General features: G+C 44.8%; 17 protein-coding genes. 13 read left to right on the top strand and 4 right to left on the bottom strand.

Features of this window, described 5'->3' with window-relative positions; translation table 11 throughout:
* Nucleotides 1–55: 55 nt before the first annotated feature.
* From WR49_RS05460 to WR49_RS05400, 13 genes are all read left to right on the top strand, one after another.
* On the top strand, nucleotides 56–1,141 hold the full coding sequence (locus WR49_RS05460; RefSeq protein WP_046223340.1) for an AI-2E family transporter: 1,086 nt from the start codon (nucleotides 56–58) through the stop codon (nucleotides 1,139–1,141).
* A gap of 109 nt (nucleotides 1,142–1,250) precedes the next feature.
* Nucleotides 1,251–2,273: a 16S rRNA (guanine(1207)-N(2))-methyltransferase RsmC gene (gene rsmC, locus WR49_RS05455; protein ID WP_046223339.1), complete on the top strand. Its 1,023-nt coding sequence runs from the start codon at nucleotides 1,251–1,253 to the stop codon at nucleotides 2,271–2,273.
* A gap of 216 nt (nucleotides 2,274–2,489) precedes the next feature.
* On the top strand, nucleotides 2,490–5,879 hold the full coding sequence (locus WR49_RS05450) for a response regulator (protein ID WP_046223338.1): 3,390 nt from the start codon (nucleotides 2,490–2,492) through the stop codon (nucleotides 5,877–5,879).
* Between the two features lie 715 nt (nucleotides 5,880–6,594).
* A complete protein-coding gene (locus tag WR49_RS05445; RefSeq protein ID WP_017056650.1) occupies nucleotides 6,595–8,277 on the top strand; it encodes an ABC transporter substrate-binding protein in 1,683 nt (560 codons plus the stop codon).
* 169 nt (nucleotides 8,278–8,446) lie between these two features.
* On the top strand, nucleotides 8,447–9,433 hold the full coding sequence (locus WR49_RS05440; RefSeq protein WP_017056649.1) for an ABC transporter permease: 987 nt from the start codon (nucleotides 8,447–8,449) through the stop codon (nucleotides 9,431–9,433).
* A gap of 2 nt (nucleotides 9,434–9,435) precedes the next feature.
* Nucleotides 9,436–10,461: an ABC transporter permease gene (locus WR49_RS05435; RefSeq protein ID WP_017056648.1), complete on the top strand. Its 1,026-nt coding sequence runs from the start codon at nucleotides 9,436–9,438 to the stop codon at nucleotides 10,459–10,461.
* 2 nt (nucleotides 10,462–10,463) lie between these two features.
* Complete coding sequence (locus WR49_RS05430) at nucleotides 10,464–11,447, top strand: ABC transporter ATP-binding protein (RefSeq protein WP_017056647.1); 984 nt, start codon at nucleotides 10,464–10,466, stop codon at nucleotides 11,445–11,447.
* 87 nt (nucleotides 11,448–11,534) lie between these two features.
* Complete coding sequence (locus tag WR49_RS05425; RefSeq protein ID WP_017056646.1) at nucleotides 11,535–12,530, top strand: ABC transporter ATP-binding protein; 996 nt, start codon at nucleotides 11,535–11,537, stop codon at nucleotides 12,528–12,530.
* Nucleotides 12,531–12,628: 98 nt separating this feature from the next.
* Nucleotides 12,629–14,350, top strand: a complete 1,722-nt coding sequence (locus tag WR49_RS05420; protein ID WP_046223337.1) for a glycoside hydrolase family 9 protein — start codon at nucleotides 12,629–12,631, stop codon at nucleotides 14,348–14,350.
* 2 nt (nucleotides 14,351–14,352) lie between these two features.
* On the top strand, nucleotides 14,353–15,237 hold the full coding sequence (locus WR49_RS05415; RefSeq protein WP_046223336.1) for an N-acetylglucosamine kinase: 885 nt from the start codon (nucleotides 14,353–14,355) through the stop codon (nucleotides 15,235–15,237).
* A gap of 12 nt (nucleotides 15,238–15,249) precedes the next feature.
* Nucleotides 15,250–17,172, top strand: coding sequence for a beta-N-acetylhexosaminidase (locus tag WR49_RS05410; protein ID WP_046223335.1), 1,923 nt, complete (start codon nucleotides 15,250–15,252; stop codon nucleotides 17,170–17,172).
* Between the two features lie 145 nt (nucleotides 17,173–17,317).
* Entirely contained in the window at nucleotides 17,318–19,723 is a 2,406-nt protein-coding gene (locus tag WR49_RS05405) for a GH36-type glycosyl hydrolase domain-containing protein (protein ID WP_046223334.1), read from the top strand.
* Between the two features lie 74 nt (nucleotides 19,724–19,797).
* Complete coding sequence (locus tag WR49_RS05400) at nucleotides 19,798–21,210, top strand: phosphoglucomutase/phosphomannomutase family protein (RefSeq protein WP_017056641.1); 1,413 nt, start codon at nucleotides 19,798–19,800, stop codon at nucleotides 21,208–21,210.
* 149 nt (nucleotides 21,211–21,359) lie between these two features.
* Here WR49_RS05400 and WR49_RS05395 read toward each other — a convergent pair whose 3' ends face one another.
* The 4 genes from WR49_RS05395 to WR49_RS05380 form a co-directional block, all read right to left on the bottom strand.
* On the bottom strand, nucleotides 21,360–22,388 hold the full coding sequence (locus tag WR49_RS05395; protein WP_017056640.1) for an ABC transporter ATP-binding protein: 1,029 nt from the start codon (nucleotides 22,386–22,388) through the stop codon (nucleotides 21,360–21,362).
* Nucleotides 22,388–24,013, bottom strand: coding sequence for an ABC transporter permease (locus WR49_RS05390; protein ID WP_046223333.1), 1,626 nt, complete (start codon nucleotides 24,011–24,013; stop codon nucleotides 22,388–22,390). Before WR49_RS05390 ends, WR49_RS05395 begins: the two co-directional genes overlap by 1 nt.
* A 246-nt stretch (nucleotides 24,014–24,259) precedes the next feature.
* Nucleotides 24,260–25,273 carry a Fe(3+) ABC transporter substrate-binding protein gene (locus WR49_RS05385; protein WP_046223332.1) on the bottom strand — a complete coding sequence of 338 codons (1,014 nt, stop codon included), beginning with the start codon at nucleotides 25,271–25,273 and terminating at the stop codon, nucleotides 24,260–24,262.
* A 292-nt stretch (nucleotides 25,274–25,565) separates the two neighbouring features.
* Nucleotides 25,566–26,795 carry an ammonium transporter gene (locus WR49_RS05380; RefSeq protein ID WP_046223331.1) on the bottom strand — a complete coding sequence of 410 codons (1,230 nt, stop codon included), beginning with the start codon at nucleotides 26,793–26,795 and terminating at the stop codon, nucleotides 25,566–25,568.
* Nucleotides 26,796–26,812: the final 17 nt, after the last annotated feature.

Below are 26,812 nucleotides of genomic sequence, written 5' to 3'. Positions count from 1 at the left end.
ACTCTCTGTTTTGCAGCCATTATAAACTTAGAATGCCAATATAGAGACCATTATCGTGTCAGAAGAAATTAAAATTAATTCTAGCCATTGGGTGATCATAATAGCCCTACTCGCGGCGGCTTTTGCTTGTTATCTGCTTATCGAACCCTATGTGAACTCAATAATAATGGCATTTATCATTTCACTTTTGATGTTCCCGATCCACGAGTGGCTTGAAAGAAAGATACCAAAGAAAAAAAACATCGTCTCATTGCTTTCTTGTGTGATACTGACTTTTATTATCGTTATTCCTTTATTAGCAGTGTTTGCTGCAATTGTTCAACAAGGTTCTCTGTTTTCTCAAAACACCTATCAATGGGTAACACACGGTGGCATTCAAACTCTATTTGCCCATCCATTGGTGGTCAAAGCGCTGTCGTTTGTAAATAACTACCTCCCTTTTGACAACATTGAGCCTCAAGCCATCGCTCAAAAAGTCGGTGAGTTCGCGACTAGCTTTGGTTCAAAACTGGTGGGGATCAGTGCCAAGATTTTGGGAGATGCGACCAGTTTTTTGATGGATTTTTTCTTGATGCTGTTTGTTCTGTTCTTCTTGTTAAGAGACCACGATAAAATCATCAGCGTCGTTCGTCATATTCTTCCATTGTCTCGTAGCCAAGAAGACAAACTTCTAACAGAGATTGAGCAAGTATCGAAGTCTGCCGTAATGGGGTCATTCTTAACCGCAATCGCACAAGGTATTGCTGGTGGTTTAGGCATGTGGATCGCCGGTTTCCCTGGTCTATTCTGGGGCACCATGATGGGCTTCGCCTCTTTCATCCCTGTAGTCGGTACGGCGCTAATCTGGATTCCAGCCGCAACTTACTTATTCCTAACAGGTGATACCACATGGGCAATTTTCCTAACGGTTTACTGTGTGGCAATTGTTGGTTCAATTGATAATCTTCTGCGTCCTCTTCTGATGCAAGGCAGCGCAGGCATGAACACCCTGATGATTTTCTTCTCACTATTGGGTGGTATTCAACTGTTTGGCTTGATTGGTCTTATCTATGGCCCGTTGATTTTTGCTATAACGATTGTCCTATTCAATATCTACGATGAAGAGTTTAAAGACTTTTTAAACCAGCAAGACAAGAGTTAACCGATTCTTAGACAACTTGCTGCCGAACGCGTATTAAACACTTCAAGCTTGGGGCGGATTATGCGAAAATCCGCCCTCATTTTTTGATAACAATTCAATAGAGTGTCCTATGTCCGCCTACATTGCCCCAAGCCAGATTGCTCAGCGTCAACTCGCCTACTTTGAAGGCAAACATGTTTTAGTTGCTGGTGAGGCCGAAGACTTATTCCCTGTTGAATTAGCGAAGCATTGTGAATCTGTCTCTGTGTTCACTTCTAATTACAGCTACTACCGTCAGCTTGAAGGTTGTAGCACCATCCAACGTTTTTACGGTGCTGAGTTTACCGAAGAGACCAAAGCTGACTTAGTGATGCTCTACTGGCCGAAAGCCAAGGCAGAAGCGGAGTATTTGTTAGCGATGCTGTTTGCCAAGCTAGGTAAGGACACAGAGATTGTCGTTGTCGGTGAAAACCGCTCTGGTGTGAAAAGTATTGAGAAGATGTTTGCGCCTTACGGCAAGGTCGTAAAATACGATTCAGCGCGTCGCTGTTCTTTCTACTGGGGCCAATGCTTCGAACAGCCACAAGCGTTCAACTTACAAGACTGGTTTAAAACCTACACAGTTAACATTGGTGAGCAATCACTTACCGTAAAAAGTCTTCCTGGCGTATTCAGCCACGGTGAGTTCGATGTGGGTAGCCAACTGCTGTTGGATACTTTGCCAAAACTAAAAGGCAAGGTACTGGATTTTGGCTGTGGTGCCGGCGTGTTAGGTGCAGTAATGGCGTCTCGTAACCCTGATATCGAGCTAGAAATGTGTGACATCAGTGCATTTGCCGTGGCATCAAGCCAAGCAACACTGGAAGCGAATGGTTTAACAGGTAAAGTCTTCGCGTCAGATGTCTATTCTGATACAGCACAAGACTACCAATTCATCATCAGTAACCCACCATTCCACTCAGGTTTAGACACCAGCTACAGTGCAACGGAAACTCTGCTGGCGCAGGCACCGAAGCACTTAAAGCGTGCTGGAGAGTTATTCATCGTTGCGAACAGCTTCTTAAAATACATTCCAATTATTGAACAATCTTTTGGAAAATGCGCGACTCTAAATAAGACCACTAAATTCGCGATCTACCACGCAAATAAGTAGTCTATTCAACACAGCGCAGAGGCATTATCTGCGCTTTCTGTTCATGTTTTTATCAAAAGCTTATAAAAATGAGCTTTTGCACACGCTTTAAATACCACTTACTTGTCAAAGTAAAAAAACTCGTTAATTTCGTTAAATTGGAACCCGTTAATTCTATTCTCTGTACTTGTTTTCGACTCTTTTAGCAGTACATCAAAGGAAAGTAGTACCCAATTTATGTTTAGATTCTATCGTAAGCAGAAGTTTAAGCGCCTTCAAAATACTCTAATGCTGGCATTTCTTGTCCTCAGTATTACCCCAGTGACACTAATCGCAATATTCTTCCTCCAGTCGCACAGTCAAGATCTACAGGAACAAAGCACCTCACATCTTGTTTCGGTTCGTGATACTAAGCAACAGCAAATCGTCGATTACCTTCAAGCTCAAGAGTCCCAAGTCATGGGCTTTGTACGATCAGAACTGGCTAATGCCAGTGGTGGGCGATTCTATGGATTGATCAATGCATTTCAAAGGCTCGGCCTAGATATTGACGAAGCACGTAGCAATGCACAGCAGCGTTATATTCAAGGATCAGGCGATCAAATCAAAACATCTATTCTTCCAGAATCGAACAGTTTTATTGGCAGTGAGCGTTATCGCCTACTACACAAACGCTACCACAACGCTTACCTAGAACTGCTTAAGCGCTCTGATTTTGACGATATCTTATTGATTGATATCAACGGTAACGTCGCTTATTCCGTATCTAAGCATGATGATTATGGCACCAATTTACTGACAGGTAAGTACAAGGATTCAAACCTAGGCACTACCTTTCAACAACTAAAAAAAGACGTAACCGACCGACGCAAATCTAATGAGGATTACACGCCTGTTATTGTCTCTGACTTTAAAGACGAGAATGGTAAACAAACAGCATGGTTAGGTGCGCCTATCGTACAGCAGGGCTATCTGCACAGCTATGCGATGTTTAGATTACCGATCAACGGCATAACGAAACTTATCGCGGATCTCAACAAGAGTTCAAATATTCAGACGCTGCTTGTGGGTGATGATCACCTGCCGCGTAGCCTTGCGCATTCGCAAGAATCGATCAACTTAAGCCTAGACGTTGTTGATAAAGCGCTTGCGGGCGAAACTGCAGTGGGTACGTTCGATAACACTCAAGATCAAGCGATCATCGCTGCCTATACGCCAATTGAACTCAAATATGCAACTTGGGCTCTCGTTGTCGAGCTGCCAGAGAAAGAAGCATTTGCCCGAATTCACCAGCTAGAAAAGATCTTCGTAATCGTAATGTTAACTGCAATCATTCTTGTATTTGTTTCATCGCATTACCTATCCAACTTCATCACATCGCCGCTCCTCAAACTCACTTGGGCAGCCGAGAAAGTATCTGCTGGTGATCTTGATGAAACGATGATCAATACCGAGAGAAAAGATGAGATAGGCCGCCTTGCCGTAAGCTTCGAACGAATGCAGCGCTCAATTCGCGAAAAGATGCAGCTGATAAGAAGCCAGAATGATGAACTTGAGGACAACCTTAAGACCATTCAAAAGCAAAACGAAGAGTTGCAACTGGCCAACAAACTTAAAGATGAGTTCTTAGCGACGACTTCACACGAACTTAGAACACCACTGCATGGGATGGTTGGTATTGCCGAAGCACTTATATCTGGTGCGAACGGTCCAATTCCATCTAACCAGAAATACCAGCTAGATATCATCATTAATAGTGGTCAGAGACTAGCAACACTGGTTGATGACCTGCTTGATTACCACAAAATGCGCTACGGCAGCTTGGATATAAAGAAATCTGCGGTTGATCTGTCTGCAGCCACCAGCTTGGTGCTTGAGCTGTCACATCACCTGCTGGGTAGTAAACCAATCCGCATTATTAACCAAGTTCCTAGTGATTTGGGGCTAGTTTCATCTGACCCTCAACGCCTTGAGCAAGTGATGTATAACTTGGTCGGTAATGCCATCAAGTACACATCAGAAGGTAAGATTGTCATCTCTGCAAGCGTTATTGACGACAACATTCGCGTGCAAGTTGTTGATACCGGACAAGGTATACCCGCTGAGTATCTAGAGCACATCTTTGAACCCTTAGTTCAAGCAGGTCAAGATGCAGGCAACTATCGTCAAGGTGCAGGGCTTGGGTTATCCATTAGCCGTCAACTGATTGAGCTTATGGGCGGGTCACTTTACGTAAGTAGTCAACCGATGCTTGGCACTACCTTCAGCTTTACGCTACCTTTAGCTACGCAAGAAGAATTGCAGAACTACAGCAATTCTGGCAACTACTCACACTTTCAAGCTCCAGATTTAATTGATAATACTCAACAAGAAGACAGCGTTATCAATGAAAACCCTGACGGCCCACTCTTAGTAATCGCAGATGATGAGCCAGTAAACCTAAGAGTATTAGACAGTTTCTTGAAGTTAGAAGGTTTTCGAGTTCGTACCGCATGTGACGGCCCAGAAACCATTGAAATAATTGAAAAAGAGAAGCCTGAATTACTTCTACTCGACATCATGATGCCTGGTATGAGTGGCTACCAGGTTTGTGAGACACTGCGTAAACAATATGACCATGCACAGTTACCAATTATCATGCTTACGGCGCTTAACCAGGCAGAGGACCGAGTGCGAGGCTTCGAAGTCGGAGCCAATGACTACTTATCCAAGCCATTCAACAAACAAGAGTTAGCCGCTCGAATTACTGCGCACCTATCAGCAAGCAAAGCTGAGCAAAGACGACTTGAAAATGACCAACTGCAACTAGAGCTTAAACACAGAGCCATGGTTGAAGCTAATTTACTAGAGACACAAGGACGTTTACTAGAACAGTTAGAATCAGCCCCTGAAGCCATTATATGTATTCGTGATGATCAACGTATTCGCTTCGCCAACGAAGCAGCAGCGAAACTCTTTAGGCGTGGGCAAGAGCAACTTAAGCGTTCAATGGCTGACGAAATCATTGCTCCTAAGTACCTCAAAATAGAACAAGCCCACTACTGCGGTGATATTGATATCTACATAGATGACACACGTCAGCGCATTCCAAGTGATATCCTTAAGCTACCTGAAGGCTCAGGGCTCAACACCATGTACATCTTCAATGTGGGTGGTGGCGTTAACTCAAACCGAGTCAATAACCTTGAAACGGCGGTTGAGGCACTTTCAAGCTACGCCTTTGAAGGTGACAAAGATAAGCTCCAACAGCTGAAAGAGCTGGGAGGTGAGTTTACTCGTATCGCAGATAAAGCGAGCGGTGAAGGTAAAAATAAACAGGAATTAATGCGTGAGGTACTGGTCGATGCGATGACGAATGCCATCATCTACTGGGAATCGGTGACTGGTGAAACCAAGTTTGCTTTCGCCGAGAAGAGTGGCTTGTGGCGCGTCTACTTAGACCGCAGTACGCTGCAAACTCGAACGCTAGACAAATACCTACGCGTAGAAACCCTACCGAAAACGCCTCGCTGGCGAACGGTACTGAGCTCAATCGAATTCATACTGGAACACTGCAAAGAACAGACGCCAGAAAGAACCCACATTGAGATGCTAAGGGATAAACTTCAGAAACTACTGACCAGTTAAACCCTGAACCAACATCACGATACTTTGAATAATGGAGCCCACCTAGCGTGGGCTTTTTTGTACGCCTAATAATCACAAAAAGTAGAATCCCAACACTTGCAACGCACTTTTTTTACGCCTTTAAACAAGGAAGAGTTAACGCCAATTACGGACAGTGCGTCCTCGTAACCGTCAGTACTTTTCGTTCTATTCTCAATCATATCTGACCGTTAGCTGACTCTTTGTTGCAGTTTGAGAAGCGAGTCACAACAGAACGGCAGATTTAATTTTCTAGGGAAATTTAACGTAAAACTGGCAAGTGACCAAGATCTACAATTATACCAACGTAGGGTAAATCATTATAATAAAAAGCCTTTAACGTTAGTGACTACTTACAAATAGCAAAAACCTCAAAACCAAATGCGAGTCACATCACCTTAACAATTGCGCACAAAAAACCACCAAAGCAACCTATTTTGACGTTAATGACGTGGTGTTGTGTATTTTTAACGTTTTTGACGGGAAACGAGTTTGATTAATTCATCGATAAGGTGTTTTCTTACTCCTGCCAAAGGCCTACAGGCCACTCTTACCACTTCTCGGAATCAGCGATGAATCTGGAGCAACGAAGAAGAAGAGGTAGGCCTTTAACCAGAGTGTGTATCTACTAAGCAAATTTAGCGACAGATAACATTCAATCCATTAGTGAAATGAAAGCAAATAGTAAGGAACAGCTATGCTTGCCAATATAAAAAAAACAGCAATAGCAACAGCAATTATTGCAACTGCTACAACAGGTTTTGCATCAGTAGCAACCGCTGCAGAACGCAGTGAACTGACCGTTCACCCGAAAGAGTACACTACATTCGTACGTAACTTTAACCCGTACCTTGGTGCTACTAACCTACATACTACAACTGACTTCATGTATGAGCCGCTAGTAGTATTTAACGAAATGCACGGTAACACTCCAGTGTTCCGTCTAGCTGAAAACTTCAAGATGTCAGATGATCTGATGAGCGTTGTTTTCGACATTCGTAAGGGTGTGAAATGGTCTGACGGAGAAACTTTCTCTGCTGATGATGTTGTTTTTTCTTTCAACCTTGTAAAAGAGAAACCAGAGCTTGACCAATCTGGTATCAACTCTTGGGTAACGTCTGTAGAAAAACTGAACGACAACCAAGTTAAGTTCACACTAACCGAAGCAAACTCAAACGTACCTTACGAGATTGCTAAAGTACCTGTAGTACCTAAGCACATCTGGAAAGACGTTAAAGATCCATCAACGTTTACCAATGAGAACCCAGTAGGTTCTGGTCCATTTACAGAAATCGATACGTTTACAGCGCAACTATACATCCAGTGTGCAAACCCGAACTACTGGGATGCAGACAACCTAGATGTTGACTGTCTACGTGTTCCACAAATTGCGAACAACGACCAATTCCTAGGTAAAGTTGTAAACAGTGAAATGGACTGGACGTCTTCTTTCGTTCCAGATATCGATCGTACATACGCAGCAGCTAGCCCTAAACACCACTACTGGTACCCGCCGGCAGGTACACAGGCATTCATCGTTAACTTCAAGCACCCTGATGCTGCGAAGCATGAAGCATTGAGCAACGTTGACTTCCGTCGTGCTTTCTCTATGGCTCTTGACCGTCAAACTATCATCGACATCGCATTCTACGGCGGCGGTACTGTGAACGATTTCGCATCGGGTCTTGGCTACGCGTTTGAAGCTTGGTCTGATGAAAAAACTCACGACAAGTACAAAGGCTTCAACACTTATAACGCTGAAGGCGCGAAGAAGCTTCTTGCTGACGCTGGCTTCAAAGATGTAAACAAAGATGGTTTTGTTGACACTCCATCAGGCAAGTCTTTCGAACTAATGATTCAATCGCCAAACGGCTGGACTGACTTCAACAACACAGTTCAACTAGCGGTAGAACAACTGAACGAAATCGGTATTAAAGCGAAAGCTCGTACACCTGACTTCTCTGTTTACAACCAAGCAATGCTTGAAGGTACATACGACGTAGCATACACAAACTACTTCCACGGTGCGGATCCATACACGTACTGGAACAGTGCTTACAACTCATCACTACAATCTGGTGATGGTATGCCTCGTTTCGCAATGCACTTCTACAAAAACGACAAGCTAGATGGTCTTCTAAACAGCTTCTACAAAACAGCTGATAAGAACGAGCAGCTAGATATTGCACACGGTATCCAGCAAATCATCGCTGCAGACCAAGTGACAATCCCAGTGATGTCTGGTGCTTACATGTACCAATACAACACAACTCGCTTCACTGGTTGGTGGAACGAAGAAAATCCAAAAGGCCGTCCAAACATTTGGGCTGGTATTCCAGAGCGTCTACTTCATGTACTGGACCTAAAACCAGTTAAATAAGTAATCGTTCAATCCTTGCGGCGTAACCTCTTACGCCGCTTATAAAAATCCCCACTCTCTCAATTGAAAGTATGGCGCTAGTCGTCAGGGGATTTTTCGTTCCAAATTTCGCTAGGAGCGACCTGAATCCAGAAACAGGGAAACAATCTGGGTGAGTAAGGTGTGAGTTATGGGTTATTTTTTAAGACGTTTGTCATTTTATTTTGTCGCGCTATTAGTTGCAGCGACGTTAAACTTTATTATTCCAAGAGCAATGCCTGGTGACCCAGTTACCATGATGTTTGCGAACGCTTCTGTACAAGTTACTCCTGAGCGTATTGCTGCAATGAAAGAACTATTAGGCTTCGTTGATGGCGGCTATTTTGTTCAATACGTAGCGTACATGAAGAACATTCTAAGCTGGGAGCTTGGTACATCAATTCAATTCTACCCACTTTCTGTTAATACACTGTTGGGTGGAGCATTTGGTTGGTCGCTATTCTTAGCAGGCACCGCCGTTATTCTTTCTTTCTCTATTGGTTCAATCCTAGGTATTTTCGCAGCGTGGAAACGCGGCAGTAAATACGATGCCTTCGTAACTCCAGGAATGCTGATTCTACAAGCAGTTCCTCAAGTTGTTATCGCAATGATTGCACTATTTACCTTTGCAATTGGCTTGAAGTGGTTCCCAACAGGTTACGCCTATACCGCAGGTACGATTCCAGATTGGACAAGCTGGGCATTCATTAAAGATGTCGCTTACCACGCCTTTTTACCTTTGCTATGTGCATCCATTGTTCAAATTGGTGGCTTCCTAGTAAACATGCGTAACAACATGATCAACCTACTAGCCGAAGACTACATCACAATGGCGAAAGGCAAAGGCCTTAGCGAAAACCGAGTGGTGTTCAATTACGCAGCTCGTAACGCGATGCTACCAAGTGTGACAGCGCTTTCGATGTCTCTAGGTATGGCAATCGGTGGTCAGTTAATTATCGAAATTATCTTTAACTACCCAGGTCTTGGCAGCGTACTTTTCAACGCAATTAACGCTCGTGATTACCAAGTACTGCAAGGTCAGCTGCTTATCATGACGCTATTCATGCTGTTCTTTAACCTAGTTGCAGACATGCTTTACGTTGTTCTTGACCCTCGTCTTCGTAAGGGTGGTAAATAATCATGAAAGACTTTCTAAAACTCATTTGGCGTAACCCGATGGCCCTAACAGGCGTCATCATCCTAAGTATTTTTATTCTTGGCGCGATTGCAGCTCCATTGATCACTAAACATGTACCAGACAAGCGTACAGGTAACCCACACGAATATCCTGGTTTCGTGGTGAAGTCTGCACAAACTAACCCTGATGGCTGGGTTGCTCAAAACCTAGCAGACGACCGTCGTACATTGATCATGTCCAAAAAGGCAGACCACGTACTAGGTACAACTCGTATGGGTCGTGACGTTTGGTCTCAAGTGGTATACGGCGCACGCGTATCTCTTGCTGTAGGTTTTGGTGCGGGTCTAACAGTATGTTTACTCGCAACTGTTATTGGTGTTTCTGCAGGTTACTTCGGTGGCCGTGTCGATGACGTTCTAACAGCCGCAATGAATATCATGCTAGTAATCCCTCAATACCCATTACTGTTCGTAGTAGCTGCCTTTATCGGTGAGGCAGGGCCACTCACCATAACCTTGGTTATCGGCTTTATGTCCTGGGCTTGGGGCGCCCGTGTTGTTCGCTCCCAGACCTTAGCACTGCGTGAAAAAGAGTTTGTAAAAGCCGCTGAAGTTTTGGGTGAATCTTCATTCCGCATCATCTTCGTAGAGATTCTGCCAAACCTTATCTCTATCGTTGGCGCAAGCTTCATCGGTTCGGTGATGTACGCAATCATGATGGAAGCAACCATCTCGTTCCTAGGTCTTGGTGACCCGAACACAATCAGCTGGGGCATCATGCTTTACAACGTTCAAACCTCTTCATCAATGCTGATTGGCGCTTGGTGGGAACTGTTGGCTCCTTGTATCGCACTGACACTACTTGTAACTGGCCTTGCTCTACTTAACTTCGCTGTCGATGAAATTGCTAACCCGCAACTGCGTTCTCACAAAGGCATGAAGCGTTGGAAGAAACTAGCAGCTCAAGACAAAGAAGAACGTGAACCAGAACTACCACCACAAAATGCACTTTGGAGCGGAGATAAATAATCATGTCTGAACCACTAATTTCCATCCGCAACTTATGCGTGGATTACATTACAGAGTCTGGCGATGTTCGTGCGTGTAACAACGTAAGTTTCGACATCGCTCCAGGTGAAGTATTCGGCCTAGCTGGTGAATCTGGCTGTGGTAAATCAACGGTCGCTTTCTCTCTTATGCGTCTTCATAAGCCGCCCGCTTACATCAGTGGTGGTGAGGTTATCTTCAACGGTGAAAACATACTGGAATACAGTGATGACCGTATGCAGTCGTTCCGTTGGAGCGAGATGTCGATGGTATTTCAGAGCGCAATGAACGCACTCAACCCAGTACTACCGATGGAAGAGCAGTTCTGTGACGTAATTATGCGTCACACCAACATGACTCGTGAGCAAGCTCAACAACGTGCTGAAGGTCTACTTGAAATCGTAGATATTCACCCGAGCCGATTGAGTGACTACCCTCACCAATTCTCTGGTGGCATGCGTCAGCGCTTAGTTATCGCTATCGCTCTCGCACTGAATCCAAAGCTGATCATCATGGATGAGCCGACAACCGCACTTGATGTGGTTGTACAACGCGAAATCCTACAAAAGATCTATGCACTGAAAGAAGAGTTTGGCTTCTCGATTCTGTTCATCACCCATGACTTGTCATTGATGGTCGAGTTCTCTGACCGCATCGGCATCATGTACTCGGGTGAGCTAATCGAAGTGGCTAACTCTCAAGATATTCTAGAAAACCCTTACCACCCTTACACCAAAGGGCTGGGAAGTTCTTTCCCTCCACTGACAGGGCCAAAGACAAAGTTAGCAGGTATTCCGGGTAACCCTCTGAACCTGTTAGAGATCCCTGAAGGGTGTCGTTTCCAAGCTCGTTGTGACCGTGTACATGAAACGTGTACCAAGGTGCCAACCAAGCTGCGTTCTATCGACCCGGGACATTTGTCTAACTGCCACCTGTACGGTGACCCAATAGTACAAAGGAAGCTATAGCTTGCACGCTGACTCAGCGTGAATAACGAACAAGGCGGCTCGACCGCCTAAAAACAAGCAAAGCGAATAAGGATTCTGGAGACAATTATGAGCAAAGATTTAGGTCAATTATTGGTGGAAGGCAAGAATGTCGTAAAAGACTTCCCAATAAGCAGTACCACCATTCAAACCCCAATGATGCGTGCAATTAACGACGTGTCATTCAAGATGTACAAAAGCCGCGGCCTAGCAGTGGTTGGTGAGTCTGGTTCAGGCAAATCAACAACCGCAAAAATGATCGCAAAAATGTATGCGCCTTCAGGCGGCACGATCGAATACAAAGGTCGTGATATCCAAGAGATCTCAAGCAGAAAAGATCTTATGCACTACCGTGAAGGCGTGCAGATGGTATGGCAAGACCCGTTTGGTTCATTGAACCCAACGCACAATATCTTCCACCACATTGCTCGACCACTGTTGATCCACAAGAAAGTATCTCCGGGTAACAAGAAAGAGTTAGAAGAACGCGTTTACGATCTTTTAGAGCAAGTAGGCTTAATCCCACCAAAAGAGACGGCGCAAAAATACCCTCACCAACTCTCTGGTGGTCAGCGTCAACGTGTCAACCTAGCCCGCAACATCGCGGTAGGTGCCGAAGTTGTATTAGCTGATGAACCAACTTCAATGCTTGATGTATCGATTCGTGCTGGTGTTTTGAACCTGATGGAAGAGATGAAGTTTGAGAAGCAAATGTCACTTCTTTACATCACTCACGATATCGCAACCGCTCGTTACATTGCTGAAGATCTTTCAGTGATGTACGTGGGACACATGGTGGAATGGGGCGATACCGATGATGTGATTGCTAACCCTCAACACCCTTACACTCAGCTATTGGTTTCGGCAGTTCCAGATCCTAAGAAATCGATACACGACCAACTAGCAGGTAACAAAGGGGAGATCCCACTTTGGACACCAGTATCAGCAGGTTGCCCATTTGCAGGCCGTTGTACTCACGCGATGGACAAGTGTAAAGAACAGCTGCCAGGAGTTACACAGTTAGCTGATAACCACTTTGTACGTTGTTACCTACACGAAAGCTAAGCAATAAAGTCCAAGTTAGGGTCTGCGGACCCTAACTATTTATATCCAAAACATTCAAGTACCTAGCCAATAGAAACTAGGACTGTCGGAGAATATTGATGCTGTTATTGACCAACCATATTGGCTATGAGTCCACAGGCCCAAAGCAAGCTATCTTACAAACAAAGAAAGCTCGTCTATCGAGCACTACGGCTTTACTCGTCTGTGCTGACAACCATATGACTGTCGGAAGTTTTGATGTGGTTAAACAAGGCCATGTAGCAAATTGGCATCAAGGACAATTCTTCACTATCGATTTCAGTTCAGTTACTGAATCTGGTCGCTACTACCTGCGCTTTGATAACCTACGCTCAGAAGTGTTCGAGATCGGGAGCAACCTATTAATGAACCACACCTTTTCTGATGTGCTTCATTACTTCAAGTCACAACGTTGTGGCGGCACTTTTGACAAGAAAGATCGACAAGCAAAAATTCTCGGCACTGACAGATACGTCGATGTACACGGTGGATGGTATGACGCATCAGGCGATGTAAGTAAGTACTTTAGCCACCTATCTTATGGTAACTACCTCAATCCTCAACAGATTCCTATGGTTGTTTGGAACATGCTTAAAAGCGTGCGCTTAACCATCAATAACCCTGACTTCCCAAAATTCTCCATGACTCGTCTAACGGAAGAGGCTCTGTTCGGTGCCGACTTCTTAGTGCGCATGCAAGACGCTGACGGATACTTCTATATGACGGTATTCGACAAATGGAGTAAAGATATCAACCAACGCGATATCTGCGCTTATGCGACTCAAGAAGGTCATAAATCAACGGACTTACAAGCGGGCTACCGACAAGGTGCAGGTGTTGCTATTGCAGCATTGGCTGCTGCATCTGAGCTTGAAGCCTCTGGCAGCTACTCTAGCCAAACCTACCTTGATACAGCTGCGAAAGGCTATTGGCACCTTAAAGAACACAACCTTCAATACCTAAACGATGGCGAAGAGAACATCATCGATGAGTATTGCGCCCTACTCTCAGCCAATGAGCTGTATCGCGTAACTCAAGACCAGCAATACCTAACAGAAGCAAGAACTTGGGCGACTCGTTTAACCTCTCGCCAACAGTCAGATGACTCATTTGAGCACTTCTGGTCAGCTAATACTGATGGCTCTCGCCCATACTTTCATGCCGCTGAAGCTGGCCTTCCAGTAATTGCCCTGTGTGAGTACATCAACAATGAAATCGATAGAGAGCTGAAAGAACAAGCTCGCATTGTTGTTGAACAAGCGTGTCAGTTCGAAATCAGCATCACCGATAAAGTAACCAACCCATTTGGCTACCCAAGACAGTACGTTAAAAATGTTGATGGTGATAAGCGCGATGCTTTCTTCGTCGCTCAGAAGAACGAAACTGGCTACTGGTGGCAAGGCGAAAATGCTCGCCTTGGTTCACTCGCAACCATGGCGTACTTAGTTCAGCCACACATTCAAGACAGCGAACTGCAAAAGCGTTTAATCCAGCTGTCACAGAACAGCTTAGATTGGATCTTGGGGCTCAACCCATACCACATGTGCATGCTTGATGGTCATGGTCATAACAACCCTGACTACCTACCGCAGCTTGGTTTTTTCAATGCTAAAGGCGGTATTTGTAACGGCATCACCGCTGGCTTTGAAGATGACCAAGACATTGCGTTCAATCCACCAGCACAAAAAGATGACATGCTCCAAAACTGGCGCTGGGGCGAGCAATGGATCCCTCACGGCGCTTGGTTCCTATTGGCAACCGCTGCGCAATTCAATTTCCTAGCACAGCGTAAGGAGCAATAATCATGACTCTTTACTACGTAGGTATTGATGGTGGTGGCACTTCTTGTCGTGCGCGTATTCGCGATGACCAAGGCACACTCATTGGTGAAGCGAAAAGTGGCAGCGCCAACATCCTTTTGGGTGTTGATGTAGCGATGAGCTCAATTGTTGATGCAATTACCCAAGCTGCTCAGCAAGGGCAACTCAACTCAGACCATTTTTCAAACATGCATGTTGGCCTAGCACTGGCTGGTGCTGAGCAAAAATCAGCATGGTTCGACTTCATGGCTCAACCACACCCTTTCGCAAGCATGACACTAAATACCGACGCTTATGGCGCTTGCATTGGTGCTCACAATGGCCAAAACGGCGCAATCATGATTGGTGGTACGGGTTCTTGCGGTATCTACCTAAAAGACGGTGAGCAACATGTGGTTGGCGGTCGTGAATTCCCAATTTCAGACCAAGGCGGAGGCGCAGTGATGGGCCTTCGTTTAATTCAGCAAGTTCTACTCGCTGAAGATGGTATTCGCAACAAAACCGCGCTGACCAAACACGTTATGAATCATTTCAATAATGATGTTGATGCGATCGTGGCGTGGTCAAAAGGCGCGATTCCAAAAGATTACGGTCAATTTTCTCCAGTTATTTTTCAATTGGCTAATGAAGGAGATGAGCTGGCTATCGAGATGCTTAAGCAGACTGCAGCTGATATCGAAATGTTTGTCTTGGCACTTCATCGAAAAGGCGCTGACAAGGTGTGCTTAATGGGAAGTATCGCTGAGCGTATTCTCAACTGGCTATCACCACCAGTACAAAAATGGATCGTTAAACCTCAATTCGACGCTATTGAAGGCGCATTGATGTTTGCCGGAAAACCACAACACAACTTGTATCAACAGGCTTAGCAGGGAAGTTATATGAATTATCGCATCGACTTAGCTGTTCTTTCTGAACAAAAAAATAACTGTCGATTTGGCCTTACGGTACATAACTTAAGTGACCTCGACGTAAAAGATTGGTCTCTGCACTTTGCATTTGATCGATTCATCCTTCCAGAGAGTTTATCGCAAGGAGAGCTGACTCAAGTTGGCAGCTTTTACTCGTTCACACCAAGTTCGTCAGTGTTAAAGGCCAACAACCATTACTACCTTGAATTCAGTATTCAAAGCGCACCATTCCGCTTCTATTCGGATGGCTTGAATGATGCCTTTATCCAATCGTACTCAAAGGGAGAAGCCTCTGTTCTGCCGGTGGCTATTTCTCCAATAGTGCTAGCATCTCCTTATAGTGAACGTAGTCAACTTCCAGCAGTAAGCGCTTCAAGGCTAGCTCTCATCCCACGTCCAAACAAGCTCAAGGTTGATCAAGGTCATTTTGAACTAAACAGCAATTGTAAAGTTGAGATTAAATCTCACCTTGCAGACAACGCCGTGACTTGGTTAGAACAAGAGTTGCTCTCTACCTTTGATTTATCTCTAGTTACCGAGAATAGCGGCAACATTCTATTTCGTAATAACCCAACTTTAGATGAAGCCGAGTACAAACTAAATATCACCTCACAACACGTTAATATTGAGTCTGGTAGCCAGTCTGGCTTTATCCATGCCGTCGCTAGCTTAATACAATTAATTGAGCCGTCGGGTAGTACTCGTTTTTCTCTTCCATGTTGCAAAATCGCCGACCAACCTCGCTTTAAGTACCGCGGAATGATGTTGGACTGTGCTCGTCACTTCCACTCTGTGGAGCAAGTGAAGCGTTTGATCAACCAATTGGCGCAGTACAAATTCAACGTTTTTCACTGGCACCTAACCGATGATGAAGGCTGGAGAATTGAGATAAAGAGCCTGCCACAGCTAACAGAAATTGGCGCTTGGCGTGGCCCTGATCATGCATTAGAACCGCAATACACCCACATTGCTGACAACTATGGCGGCTTCTACACACAACAACAGATTCGCGAAGTCATTGAATATGCAGAGCAACGCAGCATCACGGTGATCCCAGAGATCGATATTCCGGGACACTGCCGTGCCGCAATCAAATCACTGCCTGACATGTTGGTAGAGCAAGCTGACACCACTCAATACAAGAGCATTCAGCACTACAACGACAACGTCCTAAACCCAGGTTTACCAGGCACTTACCAATTTCTAGATGCAGTTATTGAAGAAGTCGCAGAGCTGTTCCCGAGCGAATTAATTCACATGGGTGCAGACGAAGTGCCACCGGGAGTGTGGAGCAACAGCCCTGCTGCTCAAGCGTTGATGAAAGAGCACCAGTACCAAGACAGCAAAGACCTACAAGGTCACCTATTCCGCTATGCCGAAAACAAGCTTAAGCAACTCGGCAAACGCATGGTCGGCTGGGAAGAAGCACAGCACGGCGACAAAGTGAGTAAAGAGACCATCATCTACTCATGGCTCAGTGAAGAAGCGGCTGTCAATTGCGCTCGCCAAGGCTTTGATGTGGTGTTGCAACCTGCACAGTTTACCTATCTCGACATGACCCAAGATTATGCACCGGAAGAACCGGGCGTAGATTGGGCTGCCGTTATCCCATTAGAACAAGCTTATACCTACGAAGCACTTGCTGAGATATCCGACACCGACCCAATTCGTAAGCGGATCCGCGGAATTCAGTGTGCTCTATGGTGTGAGATCGTCACCAACCAAAAGCGTATGGATTACATGGTATTCCCAAGAATTAGCGCTTTAGCTGAAGGATGTTGGACACATAAAAACAACCGAAACTGGCTAGATTACCTATCTCGCCTAAAGGGGCATCTGCCATTACTCGACAGACTCAATGTTGATTATCGCAACCCTTGGAAAGCTCAATAAAACAAACCAAAGCGACACTCACATCGAACGGTTGCTGACTTAAATTAAGTTGCTGACTCAAATTAAGGTGCTCAGTTAGATACGACTCAGCATCACTATTTAAAAATTAGCTGCATTGATGCAGTTTGTTAAAAAGGAAATGACAATGAAATACGGCTATTTCGATAACGACAATCGCGAATACGTCATCACTCGCCCTGATGTACCAGCACCTTGGACCAACTACCTAGGTACTGAAAAGTTTTGTACTGTAATTTCGCACAATGCGGGCGGTTACTCGTTCTACAATTCTCCGGAATACAACCGTGTTACTAAGTTCCGTCCAAACGGCACATTCGACCGCCCAGGACACTATGTTTACCTGCGTGATGATGAGACGGGTGATTACTGGTCTATCTCTTGGCAGCCAGTGGCAAAAAGCCTAGATGAAGCGAACTACGAAGTTCGTCACGGTCTGTCATACTCAAAATTCAAATGTGAATACAGCGGCATTACCGCAACTAAGACTCTCTTTGTGCCTAAGGGTGAAGATGCAGAAGTTTGGGACGTTGTATTAAAGAACAACACTGACAAGCCAAGAACCATCAGCACTTTCTCGTTTGTTGAGTTCTCTTTCAGTCATATTCAATCGGATAACCAAAACCATCAGATGTCTTTGTACTCTGCGGGCACGTCTTACCAAGAAGGTGTTCTGGAATACGATCTGTACTACAACACTAACAACTTTGAAGGCTTCTACTACCTAGCTTCAACTTTCTCGCCAGACAGCTACGATGGTCAGCGTGACAACTTCCTTGGCATGTATCGTGATGAAGCTAACCCAATTGCAGTTGAAAACGGTAAATGTTCTAACAGCGCTCAAACCTGTTACAACCACTGTGGTTCTCTACATAAACAATTCACGATTCAACCGGGTGAAGAAGTTCGCTTTGCGTATGTACTTGGTATAGGTAAAGGCAACGGTGAACGCCTACGTGAGAAGTACCAAGACACAGCAAACGTAGACGCCGCTTTCCAAGGCATCAAAGATCACTGGGACGAGCGTTGCAACAAATTCCAAGTTAAGTCGCCAAACGAAGGCTTAGATACAATGATCAACACGTGGACGCTATACCAAGCGGAAACCTGTGTGGTTTGGTCACGCTTTGCATCATTCATCGAAGTTGGCGGTCGTACTGGTCTTGGTTACCGTGATACGGCGCAAGACGCTATTTCAGTACCTCATGCCAACCCACAAATGACCAAGAAGCGTATTATCGACCTGCTTCGCGGCCAAGTGAAAGCGGGCTACGGTCTACACTTGTTCGATCCTGACTGGTTCGATCCAGAGAAAGCCGACGTTGAGCCATCAAAATCACCAACGGTTGTTCCAACACCGTCAGATGACGACAAGATCCACGGCATTGAGGACACATGTTCTGATGATCACCTATGGATCGTTCCGACCATAATCAAATACGTAATGGAAACCGGTGAGCACGACTTCTTTGATGAAGTGATCCCATACGCAGACGGTGGCGACGCGACAGTTTACGAACACATGAAAGCGGCACTGAACTTCTCTGCTGAATACGTGGGTCAAACGGGTATTTGTAAAGGCCTTCGTGCTGACTGGAATGACTGTTTGAACCTAGGTGGCGGTGAATCGTCAATGGTTTCATTCCTGCACTTCTGGGCGCTACAAGAATTCTTGGACCTTGCTAAGTTCCGCAATAATGACGCTGACGTTGCTAAATACACTGAAATGGCAGCGAATGTTCGCGAAGCGTGTGAAACGCACCTTTGGGATGACGAGGGTGGCTGGTACATCCGTGGTCTAACTAAAAATGGCGACAAGATCGGTACCGCTCAACAAGCTGAAGGTCGTGTACACCTTGAGTCAAATACGCTAGCCGTTCTATCTGGCGCGGTATCTCAAGAACGCGGTGAGAAAGCGATGGACGCTGTTGATGAGAACCTATTCTCTGAATACGGCCTACACCTAAACTCTCCTTCATTTGCAACACCAAACGATGACATCGGCTTCGTAACTCGCGTTTACCAAGGCGTAAAAGAGAACGGTGCAATCTTCTCTCACCCTAACCCATGGGCTTGGGTAGCAGAGGCGAAACTTGGCCGTGGTGACCGTGCGATGAAATTCTACGACGCACTAAACCCGTACAACCAAAACGACATGATTGAAACGCGTTACGCAGAACCATACTCGTACGTGCAGTTCATCATGGGTAAAGATCACCAAGACCACGGCCGTGCAAACCACCCTTGGTTAACGGGTACGTCGGGTTGGGCTTACTTCGCGGTAACCAACTTCATTCTTGGTGTCCGTACAGGCTTTGAAGGCTTAACAGTTGATCCTTGTATCCCGACTGATTGGCCAGAGTTCGAGGTTACTCGTCAATGGCGTGGCGCGACTTACAACATCAAAGTGCAAAACCCGAATGCAGTAAGCAAAGGCGTTGCCTCTATCACTATCAATGGTGAGTCAGTTGAAGGCGCAATCCCAGTACAAGCAGAAGACAGCGTGAACGATGTTATCGTTGTTCTAGGCTAGTCACGCAATTTAACGAACAGCTCTTGTCTCAAGTCTTTACAGGCTTGAGACAATGAGACTAAAAGGATTTTCTAATGATTAAATTTGGTACAGGTGGCTGGCGCGCTTTCATTGGTGAGGAGTTCACTAGAGAAAACGTCCGTTTGGTAGCGCAAGCACTCGCTAACATCATCAACAACGAAGATGCAGCCAAGAATGGGTTTGTGATCGGCTATGACCGTCGCTTCCTTTCCGATAAAGCCGCATGTTGGTTTGCAGAAGTACTTGCGGCGAACAACATCAAAGTAAGCTTCATCGATAAGTTTGTTCCAACACCTATCGTGATGTTCCAAGCAAAAGAGATGGGCTGCACCTACTCGGCGTGTATTACCGCTTCTCACAACCCCGCTGATTACAATGGTATTAAGGTGTTCATTGAAGGCGGCCGCGATGCCGATGAGATCATCACAGAGAAGATCGAACAGCAAATCGCAACACTGACCAACGAAGATGTTATCCGCGTCGATTTCGAACAAGCATTAAACGACAAAGAAATCGAGATCATCAACCCGATGAACGACTTTGTTGATTCAATCATCAACTTCATCGATATCGATTCGATCAAGAAAGCTAACCTACGTGTACTGATTGATCCAATGTTTGGCGTGGCAAAAAATGCGCTGCAAACAGTGCTGATTAACGGTCGCTGTGATGTCGACGTCATCAACGATGGCAAAAACCCAGATTTTGGTGGCTTGATGCCATCGCCAAATGCTGCAACGCTCTATCGCTTGAAGCACTTAGTTGCGGCTGAAGGTTACGACATTGGTATTGGTACTGATGGCGATGCCGACCGTTTAGGCATCATTGATGAAAAAGGTCACTTCATTCACCCTAACGAAGTGCTGCTACTTCTGTACTACTACTTATTGGAATACAAAGGCTGGAAAGGTTCTGTGGTTCGAAATATCGCAACCACACATCTATTGGATAAAGTGGCGGCAGATCATGGAGAGAAGAGCTTTGAGGTTCCTGTAGGCTTTAAGCATATCAGCTCGCAAATGGAAGCTGATGATTCTCTGATTGGCGGCGAAAGTTCGGGTGGTTTAACTATTCGAGGCCACATCAAAGGTAAGGATGGCGTATTTGCTTCAAGCTTACTGGTTGAGATGATCAGTGTGACGGGCAAGAAGCTGTCTGAATTACTTGATGAGATTTACTCTAAGTATGGCTATGCGTATACAGCGGAAGGGGATTGCAAATTCAAACCTTCAGAGAAAGAAGCGCTCTACACAAAAATCTACGTAGAGAAACAACTGCCTGAGTTTGAATACGAAATTGAAAAAGTCAGCTATGAAGATGGCGCTAAGGTGTACTTCAAGAATGGCGGCTGGGTCATTGCTCGCTTCTCAGGAACAGAGCCGTTACTACGAATCTTCGCAGAAATGGAAGATAAAGACACTGCAGAACATGTTCTTCAAAAAGTGAAAGACTTCCTCTCTCTATAGGCTTATAGAGTGCAGCAGTTTTGTATGGCCTTAACAAATCACTGCCTTGTTAAAGCCTATAAGTGAAGAACCCTTGCCCAGTACTTTGATTAAAGTGCTGGGCTTTTTTATCGCGATTCTTGTAACGATTAGTATCGCGTTATATCTCTTTAAAAAGCCAATACGCCTTTGGTATCTACTTTTACGTTGACCGGCATACCCACTTCAAGTGCTTCTGATGAAGTTGCTAATAACTTCTGACCATGCGCTTCGATGACATAACGACAGTGATCGCCCATAAATTGCTGCTCTAACACTGAAATAGCACTGTCTTGTTCATAACTAGCTTGAATATGCTGTGGCCTTAAAAGAAGCTCACACGCACTGCCGAATTTGATCTCCGTTTGCGGTTTGGCTTCAACCATACCCAAACTGGTTTCAAATTCATGCTCTGAAATACGCTGTGCATTAAGGTAGCTACCACCGCCCAAAAAGTCTGCAACGAACTTACTCGAAGGATGGAAATATAACTCAGATGCCGAACCATACTGTTCAATCACACCATGGTTCATTACTGCCATCTTATCTGCAAATGCGAACGCTTCTTCACGGCTGTGAGTTACGAAGATTGCTGTGACACCCTGCTTCTTAAAAATCTTACGAATCTGAGAAATCAACTCATGGCGAACCTGAGTATCGATGTTTGAGAATGGTTCATCTAACAGTAGTAAGTCTGGCTTATATGCCAAAGAACGAGCAATCGCCACTCGCTGCTGTTGACCACCCGAAAGTTGGTGTGGATATCGGTCACCGAATTCATCTAAATGAACCAACTCCAACATCTCTTGGACCTTCTCTTTCTTTTGATGTTCAGAGAGATCTTTCAAGCCAAAACCGACATTCTGGTTGACCGTCAAGTGCGGGAACAAGGCGTAATCTTGGAAAATCATACCGATGTTTCGTTGTTCTGGTGGCAACCAACGCTCACCATCATCGATGGTTTGACAGTTTAAGCTCATTACGCCGCGACTCAATGGAAGTAAACCCGCAATCGCCTTAAGCAAGGTGGTTTTTCCGCAGCCACTTGCACCAAGCAGACAAACAATTTCACCATGCTCAACTTCTAAAGAAAGCGCTTCCAAAATGGTTTGCGACTCATACTTACACGTCAGCTCTTTAATTGATAATGCACAACTCATTAGTGTTTCTGCTCCAAGGAACGGTTTACGATGATCAGAGGAATTAAACCCACCAACACCAATAATACAGCAGGCATCGCCGCCAATTCTAGGTGCTCATCTGAGGCATAGTTATAAACATAAGTCGCCAATGTTTCGAAATTGAAAGGACGTAACAGCAATGCCGCATTTAACTCTTTCATTGATTCGATAAACACCAATAAACCAGCGATCAGCGCGCCGCGCTTAATCAAAGGTAAATGAACACGACGCAACATCTGGTTGGTATTGCAACCCATGGTTTTAGAAGCCATATCCAATGAAGGAGATACTTTACTTAGGCTACTTTCGATACTACCAATAGCAACCGCCGAAAAACGCACCACCATGGCAAAGATAAGCGCGAACATGGAACCAGAGAAAATAAGTCCTGGTCGCCCCCACTCCATCACTTTTGCGATGTCATTGACCAAGTGATCCATAAACAACACAGGTACCATCACGCCAATCGCTAATACGGTGCCTGGCACGGCATAACCCATTGAAGCAAGTCTCATGTAAGCCTGATTTTTCTTACTTGGGCTAACACGCTGATTAAAATTCACAATCATCGCAATGATAACGCCAATAATCGCCGCAACTACAGACACATAAAGGCTGTTAACGGCGTACTCTCTGAATTCAGGCGTCCAGCTTTGTGCGAAATATTTGTAGGCATAGATCATTAACTGGCCAAGAGGGAACAAGAATGCAACGCACACTAATCCCCAACACCAGAACAGTGCCAACCATTTTCTCCAACCGGAAAGATCGTAACGAAAATCTTCGCGACTGCTGAATTGATTCTGGAACAGTTTCTGTTTACGACGGCTATATCGCTCGGTACTCAATAAGAGAATGACGATCACCAACATGATTGCCGATATCTTTGCAGCGGCTGTTAGGCTCGAATAGCCCAACCAAGTATCGTAAACCGCAGTCGTTAAAGTATTTACCGCAAAGTAACTCACGGTACCAAAATCACCTATGGTTTCCATCGCAACAAGAGACAAACCTACCGCCATTGATGGACGAACAAGTGGTAAGGAGATACGACGGAAACTTTCCCAAGGTGAGCATTTTAGCAAACGGGCGGATTGCAATAAGGAGACGTTTTGTTCCATGAATGCTGCACGGCACAACAAATAAATATAAGGATAAAGGACGAGAGATAGAACAATAATAGCGCCCGACAAGGTTCTAATATCCGGGAACCAATACTCTCCTGGTCCCCACCCAGTAAGATCTCGCAGTAGAACCTGAACAGGGCCAGCAAAGTCGAACCAATCAGTAAAGATATATCCAACGATATAGCCTGGCATTGCTAATGGCAGGACGAGTGCCCACTGTAAAACACGCTCACCCGGCACACGGCACATTGCCATAATCCAAGCAGACGGAATACCAAAAACTAAAGACAGGAACATGGTTCCTATGACTAAAACCACCGTATTGTAAGCATAGGTGGGCATCACTGTGGACATCAGATGAGAAAATAGCTCATCAGTTTCTCCAACAGCCGTCGTAAAAATTGCTAAGACAGGTAAAACCAGCAATACAGCAATGATGACGCTGCTGGTGTTCCATAAATAATTATTCTCTTTCATCGCCTAACTACAACGAGGCTTAATGAAACACAAATGCATTTGCAAATACATCTCATATCCTTTTAATGGTGGGGGTATTTATACCCATATACTGTAATGACTTCAAGGTGAGATGCTCATAACTCAGAGGATTAACGGCGAGCTTTGTATCAAAAAGTGACTTTCAAAAAACAAACAACCCCAAGTGGCCAAAAAGTGGCGACTTGGGGTTGTGATTTTTTGCGGGCAAAAGCCTACAAGAATAAGTTATAGATCGAACTTAACTTCGTCTAATAGCTTGATTGCAGCAGCGTGGTGGTCAGCGATCTGGTCTAGAGAAATTGTATCAGCTTTGAATTCACCCCATGAAGCAACAAGCTCAGAAGGTTTAACGTCTGCTTTCACTGGGTATTCGTAGTTCACTTCTGCGTACATGCTTTGTGCTGTGTTACCAGATAGGAATTCCATTAGCTTAACGGCATTCTCTTCATTTGGAGAGTATTTAGCCATTGCCATACCAGAGATGTTTACGTGAGTACCCGTTGTCTCTTGGTTAGGGAAGTTAATGTAAACAGCGTCAGCCCAAGCTTTTTGCTCTTTATCGTTAACCATCTTACCTAGGTAGTAGCTGTTGCCAAGAGCAACATCACATAGACCTTCTTTAATCGCTTTAACTTGTGCACGGTCGTTACCTTGAGGCTTACGTGCTAGGTTTGCTTTTACGCCTTCTAGCCATTCTTTCGTTTCAGCTTCACCTTTGTGAGCAATCATCGAAGATACTAGAGAAACATTGTATGGGTGCTTACCGCTACGTGTACAGATTTTACCTTTAAATTCAGGCTTAGTTAAATCTTCATAAGTGAACGCTTCACCTAGGCGACCAACACGGTCACGCGAAGAATAAACGCTACGTGTACGAGTTGTTAGAGCAAACCACTCGTTAGCAGTATCTTGGTATTGAGCAGGAATGTTCTTTTCCAGCACATCACTTTCAACAGATTGAACTAGATCTTGTTTAGTAAGTTCAGATAGACGGCTGATATCGACAGTTAATACAACGTCAGCTGGGCTGTATTCACCCTCTTGTGCTAACTTCTCTGCTAAACCTTTTTTAGCAAACTTAACGTTTACTTTAATGCCAGTCTCTTTCGTGAATTCCTTGAACATTGGCTCAACTAGGAAAGGTTGACGATAAGAGTACACATTTACTTCTTCCGCAGCCATTGCTGTCGGAGCAATTACACTACACGCTAGAGCTGAAAGTGTTAGCAGTTTCTTCATTGTAAAGTCCTTTATATCGAAATGATAATGTCTATCAGTTGCGTTATTATATTCATCAATAACATAATTACAATGACGACCGACAAAAAAACACTCCGTTCAGCATCTTAAAACTCGCACTTTTGTAACAATATATTACAACCATTCTTATCACAATTTCTAGTTGAACACTCAGCCTCGCTTGATATATCACTGCTAGCCAGGCGACTATAAATAGTAAAGCCCTACAACCATGAGTTGAAGGGCTTTACTTTACAGCTTAACTTTTCAGATTAGGCGGTTGCTGCTGATCTTACTTTACTGATACAAACTCTGGGTAAGCGCCTACACCACAATCGTGCATGTCCATACCTTCAAGTTCTTCATCTTCAGTGACGCGAATGCCGATTGTTGCTTTAAGCACAGCCCACACAGCAAGGCTCGCACCGAATACCCATGCAAAGATGACTGCAGCACCTAATAGTTGAGCACCAAATGTTGCATCAGCGTTGCTTAGTGGCACAGCCATTAGACCAAAGAAACCACATACACCGTGTACAGAGATTGCACCTACAGGATCATCAATCTTAGCTTTATCTAGAGCAATGATACTGAATACCACTAATGCACCAGATACTGAACCAATAGCGACCGCAAATAATGGAGAAGGAGATAGTGGATCTGCCGTAATGGCAACTAAACCAGCTAATGCACCGTTCAGTACCATTGTTAGGTCCGCTTTACCCCAAGTTGTCTTACATACTAGTAGTGCTGCAATGGCACCCGCTGCAGCTGCCGCATTTGTATTCAGAAAGATTTGACCAACTGCTGTCGCGTTCTCAAAATCTGAAACCATAAGTTGAGAGCCACCATTAAAACCAAACCAACCGAACCAAAGAATGAATGTACCTAATGTTGCTAGTGGCATATTTGAACCAGGAATTGGATAGATTGCACCATTTTTCCCGTATTTACCTTTACGAGCACCTAATAGTAAAACACCAGCTAACGCAGCGGCTGCACCAGCCATATGAACAATACCTGATCCGGCGAAGTCACTGAAACCTGCTTCTGATAGGAAACCACCGCCCCAAGTCCAGTAACCTTCCATCGGGTAGATAAACGCTGTTAGTACAACAGAGAAGATTAGGAATGACCAAAGCTTCATACGCTCAGCAACTGCACCTGAAACGACAGACATTGCTGTTGCGACGAATACGACTTGGAAGAAGAAATCAGACTCTAGAGAGTGATCTGCACCTTCACCCTGCGTACCAATTAAAGCACCAAACGAAGGTAACCAGCCGCCTTCACCATTGTTTACATACATGATGTTGTAGCCAACCACTAAGAAAGTCGTACAAGCAATGGCATACAAACAGATATTCTTAGTTAAAATTTCCGTGGTGTTCTTTGAACGAACTAAGCCAGCTTCTAACATCGCGAAGCCTGCTGCCATCCACATTACCAACGCACCCGAAATGAGGAAGAAAAAAGTGTCTAGTGCGTAACGTAGTTCCGTTACTGTTGTTGTAAGTTCCATATTAAAGTCTCCAGTCC

The organism is Vibrio sp. ECSMB14106 (assembly GCF_000972265.1).
Classification (GTDB): Bacteria; Pseudomonadota; Gammaproteobacteria; order Enterobacterales; family Vibrionaceae; genus Vibrio; species Vibrio kanaloae.
The sequence above is the reverse complement of the archived record's forward strand: the minus strand, read 5'-3'. Positions and strand labels throughout refer to the sequence as shown.